The organism is Flavobacterium frigoris PS1 (genome assembly GCF_000252125.1).
Taxonomy (GTDB): Bacteria; Bacteroidota; Bacteroidia; order Flavobacteriales; family Flavobacteriaceae; genus Flavobacterium; species Flavobacterium frigoris_A.
In genome coordinates this window covers 1-6,472 of sequence record NZ_AHKF01000003.1, presented here as the reverse complement: position 1 = coordinate 6,472, position 6,472 = coordinate 1, and the positions used below count along the sequence as shown (strand labels likewise).

At 45.0% G+C, this 6,472-nt stretch carries 2 tRNA genes and 2 rRNA genes; all 4 read left to right on the top strand.

Going from position 1 to position 6,472, the window contains the following annotated elements:
• Positions 1 to 1,522: 1,522 nt before the first annotated feature.
• The 4 genes from HJ01_RS00030 to HJ01_RS00015 all read left to right on the top strand — a co-directional run bounded on the left by HJ01_RS00030 (position 1,523) and on the right by HJ01_RS00015 (position 6,427).
• Positions 1,523 to 3,038 (top strand): 16S ribosomal RNA (locus HJ01_RS00030).
• Positions 3,039 to 3,165: 127 nt separating this feature from the next.
• Positions 3,166 to 3,239, top strand: a tRNA-Ile gene (locus tag HJ01_RS00025).
• Between the two features lie 93 nt (positions 3,240 to 3,332).
• Positions 3,333 to 3,406 (top strand) — tRNA-Ala (locus HJ01_RS00020).
• A 136-nt stretch (positions 3,407 to 3,542) separates the two neighbouring features.
• Positions 3,543 to 6,427: ribosomal RNA gene (locus HJ01_RS00015) — 23S ribosomal RNA — on the top strand.
• Together the 16S and 23S rRNA genes with 2 tRNA genes alongside form the textbook arrangement of a ribosomal RNA operon.
• Positions 6,428 to 6,472 lie beyond the last annotated feature (45 nt).

Here is a 6,472-nt window from a genome sequence, read left to right as displayed (position 1 = left end):
CCTGCCTGTCACGCAGGGGGTCGCGGGTTCGAGTCCCGTCCAGACCGCAATATTGGGGAAAGCCTTTCTTAACGGAAAGGCTTTTTTTTTGGCCCATGAAGTATCGGCAGTTAGTTGTGTTGCTTGGTTAGTCTTTGTACGCGAACCAGATTTAGTAGTTAGACTAATGAAAAGCTTTTCGCCTCGGCGGATGGCTTTTTTTTATTTTAGGGTCGTTTGCTAATTAGGGTTGTCGACGTTTGTGATTTCGCTCTATTGTTTGTAATACTAAAACCTAATGAAAGATAAAAGTGAGGCAGGAAGTGTTGGTTCGTCGGAAAAAAGATGGCTCGATGTTTTTTGTTTCTTAAAATTAATGTCTTAATGTTTCTTTTTTTTTTCTGCTATCGGTATGTGATTCTTGTAATAGACCGATGGCTTAGTATTGGTTCTTCGGTTATATTGATTCGTTAGTCGATAATTAAGGGTTTCTTAGTTGTTCAGTATATAGGACTCGCTTTTTTTGTGGCTTTCGAGTGCTGTTTGATTCTGGTTTCTTGGGAAGCTTATAATGGTTTCTTGTATATGTGTGTTTGTGTTACGCGGTTTTTTTGTCACTATATTTCTCTTGATTTTTATTGGAATAAACTAAAGCTCCTTGTATAGGTGTATGTATATATGTATAGTATTTTTCTGTATTGATGATAGGGTATTAATTTAAAAGGATGGACTCTGATTTTAGTGTTAGCGTTTTGTCTATTGAATGCTAATGTTGAGATTTGGGTGTCTGTCGGTAGTATTTTGATTGGAATCATTAATTGAGAACAATTTCGTAGGCTTGTTTCATTTGTAAGGGGTCGCTTTTGAGTATTTCTGATTTTTTATTTGGGATTAGATAGGTTCTAAATGCTGATAGTTGGTTCGCGTATAATGATGGTACTTGTTTAATAGGGTTATGTTGAGGAAATGCAAGAGGAAGTGTGAGTGGATTTTTATTACAGGGAATCTCTAGATGCTGATTGTATATAGTTGTAATAGTCGAATTGCACTGCTTTGGTAGGAGTAGACTAGAATTGTCTAAAAAACATTTGCTTTCAAAACACGGGTTTTCAGTCGCTTAAAGCCGAAGTCAAAAAAACATCAAAAAAAGGCATTTAAAAAGCTTGAATTATACAATAAAGGTGGTACTTTTGCACCCGCAACAACGAATAAGTTCTTTAACATATTGAGTAAGTGAAATAGGGGAAACCTTGTTTATTTAGAAGAAAAAGAGAAACGAAATTTTCTTAAAAAGATTTTAAAAAACACTTGCGAGATTAAAAAGAAGTTGTACTTTTGCAGCCGCTTCGGGAAACACGCTAAGTGTTGTAACGGGGAGGCAAAACAAGATAAGACACGTTCCTAGACATATTGAATTGACAGCCGTTTTAAGAGAGATCTTAAGACAAAAGAATAAAGAGTAATAGAATCGCGAGATTTGAAAAAACCGATAGATCTTCAGTCAAAAATAAATAGAATCAAAGTAATTTGATTCGCATAATATACGATGAAGAGTTTGATCCTGGCTCAGGATGAACGCTAGCGGCAGGCTTAACACATGCAAGTCGAGGGGTAGGAGAAGCTTGCTTCTCTGAGACCGGCGCACGGGTGCGTAACGCGTATGCAATCTACCTTTCACAAAGGGATAGCCCAGAGAAATTTGGATTAATACCTTATAGTATTATAGAATGGCATCATTTTATAATTAAAGATTTATCGGTGAAAGATGAGCATGCGTCCCATTAGCTAGTTGGTATGGTAACGGCATACCAAGGCTACGATGGGTAGGGGTCCTGAGAGGGAGATCCCCCACACTGGTACTGAGACACGGACCAGACTCCTACGGGAGGCAGCAGTGAGGAATATTGGACAATGGGCGCAAGCCTGATCCAGCCATGCCGCGTGCAGGATGACGGTCCTATGGATTGTAAACTGCTTTTATACAGGAAGAAACACCTCTACGTGTAGAGGCTTGACGGTACTGTAAGAATAAGGATCGGCTAACTCCGTGCCAGCAGCCGCGGTAATACGGAGGATCCAAGCGTTATCCGGAATCATTGGGTTTAAAGGGTCCGTAGGCGGTCAGATAAGTCAGTGGTGAAAGCCCATCGCTCAACGGTGGAACGGCCATTGATACTGTCTGACTTGAATTATTAGGAAGTAACTAGAATATGTAGTGTAGCGGTGAAATGCTTAGAGATTACATGGAATACCAATTGCGAAGGCAGGTTACTACTAATATATTGACGCTGATGGACGAAAGCGTGGGTAGCGAACAGGATTAGATACCCTGGTAGTCCACGCCGTAAACGATGGATACTAGCTGTTGGGAGCAATCTCAGTGGCTAAGCGAAAGTGATAAGTATCCCACCTGGGGAGTACGAACGCAAGTTTGAAACTCAAAGGAATTGACGGGGGCCCGCACAAGCGGTGGAGCATGTGGTTTAATTCGATGATACGCGAGGAACCTTACCAAGGCTTAAATGTAGTTTGACCGGTTTGGAAACAGATCTTTCGCAAGACAAATTACAAGGTGCTGCATGGTTGTCGTCAGCTCGTGCCGTGAGGTGTCAGGTTAAGTCCTATAACGAGCGCAACCCCTGTTGTTAGTTGCCAGCGAGTCATGTCGGGAACTCTAACGAGACTGCCAGTGCAAACTGTGAGGAAGGTGGGGATGACGTCAAATCATCACGGCCCTTACGCCTTGGGCTACACACGTGCTACAATGGCCGGTACAGAGAGCAGCCACTGGGTGACCAGGAGCGAATCTACAAAACCGGTCACAGTTCGGATCGGAGTCTGCAACTCGACTCCGTGAAGCTGGAATCGCTAGTAATCGGATATCAGCCATGATCCGGTGAATACGTTCCCGGGCCTTGTACACACCGCCCGTCAAGCCATGGAAGCTGGGGGTGCCTGAAGTCGGTGACCGCAAGGAGCTGCCTAGGGTAAAACTGGTAACTAGGGCTAAGTCGTAACAAGGTAGCCGTACCGGAAGGTGCGGCTGGAACACCTCCTTTCTAGAGCCTAAGTGTTAGCTTATTTATAAGCACGCTTGGGAAAGAGACGAAAAGAGAAATCGGAAACAAAGATTAAGAATTTATTACTCTTGCTGTTAGTTCAAATAATACAATTTAAGAATAAGAGTGTCTCGTAGCTCAGCTGGTTAGAGTACTACACTGATAATGTAGGGGTCGACAGTTCGAGTCTGTCCGAGACAACTATTTAAACTTAAATAAAAAGAAGAAATCTGGAGTTGAGAAATCATGAATCAAAGATTCATGCTTAATTAATTCACAATTCAGAAATAAATTGGGGGATTAGCTCAGCTGGCTAGAGCGCCTGCCTTGCACGCAGGAGGTCAACGGTTCGACTCCGTTATTCTCCACGATTGTTGAATTGTATTCAACAAAGAAGTTCATTGACATATTGAGATAAGAAAAATATTAAAAAGTAGAAAGCATTTTCTGTTAGATAGTAATATCAAGCAGAGAAAGAACGGCATTCTTAATTGAATGTTGGTACAATAAGCAAAATAAGGGCGTATGGGGGATGCCTTGGCTCTCAGAGGCGATGAAAGGCGTGATAAGCTGCGAAAAGCTACGGGGACGGGCACACACCGATTGATCCGTAGATACCTGAATGGGGCAACCCACTATGTTGAAGACATAGTACACCTACGGGTGGGCAAACCCGCTGAACTGAAACATCTAAGTAGGCGGAGGAGAAGAAAACAAAAGTGATTCCGTAAGTAGTGGCGAGCGAACGCGGATTAGCCCAAACCAATGTTGTTACGGCAATATTGGGGTTGTAGGACCACGACATTCAATGTAAAACGAACTAGAATCTACTGGAAAGTAGAACCAAAGAGGGTGATAGTCCTGTATAGGTAAGTGATATAATTGATAGTGGTATCCTGAGTAGGGCGGGACACGAGAAATCCTGTCTGAATTTGGCGGGACCATCCGCTAAGGCTAAATACTCCTGAGAGACCGATAGTGAACCAGTACCGTGAGGGAAAGGTGAAAAGAACCGTGAATAACGGAGTGAAATAGATCCTGAAACCATACGCTTACAAGCGGTCGGAGCCCCTTCGTGGGGTGACGGCGTGCCTTTTGCATAATGAGCCTACGAGTTAACGTTGCTGGCAAGGATAAGTGGTTAAGCCACGGATCCGTAGCGAAAGCGAGTCTGAATAGGGCGCTTTAGTCAGTAGTGTTAGACGCGAAACCGTGTGATCTACCCATGGACAGGTTGAAGCTGTGGTAACACATAGTGGAGGACCGAACCCGTTGACGTTGAAAAGTCTTGGGATGATCTGTGGGTAGGGGTGAAAGGCCAATCAAACTCGGAAATAGCTCGTACTCCCCGAAATGCATTTAGGTGCAGCGTTAGTTATAAAGTTATATAGAGGTAGAGCTACTGATTGGATGCGGGGGCTTCACCGCCTACCAATTCCTGACAAACTCCGAATGCTATATAATGTTCACTAACAGTGAGGGCTTGGGTGCTAAGGTCCAAGTCCGAGAGGGAAAGAACCCAGACCATCAGCTAAGGTCCCCAAATATATACTAAGTTGAAAGAACGAGGTTTGTCTGCATAGACAGCTAGGATGTTGGCTTGGAAGCAGCCATTCATTTAAAGAGTGCGTAACAGCTCACTAGTCGAGCGGACGAGCATGGATAATAATCGGGCATAAGTATATTACCGAAGCTATGGATTTAGAGTTTACTCTAAGTGGTAGGGGAGCATTCTAACAGGGTAGAAGGTGAGTCGTAAGGCCTGCTGGACCGGTTAGAAAAGAAAATGTAGGCATAAGTAACGATAATGCGGGCGAGAAACCCGCACACCGAAAGACTAAGGTTTCCACAGCTATGCTAATCAGCTGTGGGTTAGTCGGGACCTAAGGCGAACCCGAAAGGGACAGTCGATGGACAACGGGTTAATATTCCCGTACTACTGTTAACTGTGATGGGGTGACGGAGTGATGAAAGTGCCGCGAACTGACGGAATAGTTCGTTGAAGTACCTACCTATAAGACCCGCAGGCAAATCCACGGGTTTTGGGGAAATACGATAGTACTCGGCGTCTTCGGACAAAGAGATAGTGCACCTAAGGGCTTCCAAGAAAAACCTCTAAACTTCAGGTTAATAGTACCCGTACCGCAAACCGACACAGGTAGTCGAGATGAGAATTCTAAGGTGCTCGAGAGATTCATGGCTAAGGAATTAGGCAAAATAGACCCGTAACTTCGGGAGAAGGGTCGCCAGCAGCAATGCTGGCCGCAGTGAAGAGGTCCAGGCGACTGTTTATCAAAAACACAGGGCTCTGCAAAATCGTAAGATGAAGTATAGGGCCTGACACCTGCCCGGTGCTGGAAGGTTAAGTGGAGATGTTATCTTCGGAGAAGCATTGAAATGAAGCCCCAGTAAACGGCGGCCGTAACTATAACGGTCCTAAGGTAGCGAAATTCCTTGTCGGGTAAGTTCCGACCTGCACGAATGGTGTAACGATCTGGACACTGTCTCAGCCATGAGCTCGGTGAAATTGTAGTAGCGGTGAAGATGCCGCTTACCCGCAGTGGGACGAAAAGACCCTGTGCACCTTTACTATAGCTTAGTATTGACCTTGGATAAATGATGTGTAGGATAGGTTGGAGACTGTGAAGTGGCGTCGCTAGGCGTTGTGGAGTCATTGTTGAAATACAACCCTTTGTTTATCTGAGGCCTAACCCCGCGTTTGCGGGGGACATTGCTTGGTGGGTAGTTTGACTGGGGTGGTCGCCTCCAAAAGAGTAACGGAGGCTTCTAAAGGTTCCCTCAGTACGCTTGGTAACCGTGCGTAGAGTGCAATGGCATAAGGGAGCTTGACTGAGAGACATACAGGTCGATCAGGTACGAAAGTAGAGCATAGTGATCCGGTGGTTCCGCATGGAAGGGCCATCGCTCAAAGGATAAAAGGTACGCCGGGGATAACAGGCTGATCTCCCCCAAGAGCTCATATCGACGGGGGGGTTTGGCACCTCGATGTCGGCTCGTCACATCCTGGGGCTGGAGAAGGTCCCAAGGGTTGGGCTGTTCGCCCATTAAAGTGGCACGCGAGCTGGGTTCAGAACGTCGTGAGACAGTTCGGTCTCTATCTACTGTGGGCGCAAGAAATTTGAGTGGATCTGATTCTAGTACGAGAGGACCGAATTGGACAAACCTCTAGTGTATCTGTTGTCACGCCAGTGGCACCGCAGAGTAGCTACGTTTGGAAGGGATAAGCGCTGAAAGCATATAAGCGCGAAACCCACCACAAGATGAGATTTCTTTTAAGGGTCGTAGGAGATGACTACGTTGATAGGCTATAGATGTAAAGGCAGTAATGTCATAGTCGAGTAGTACTAATAACCCGTAAGCTTATGTACACTTTTCTCCCCTTCGGCGGGGAGGAGAAACTTTCTAATAAATAC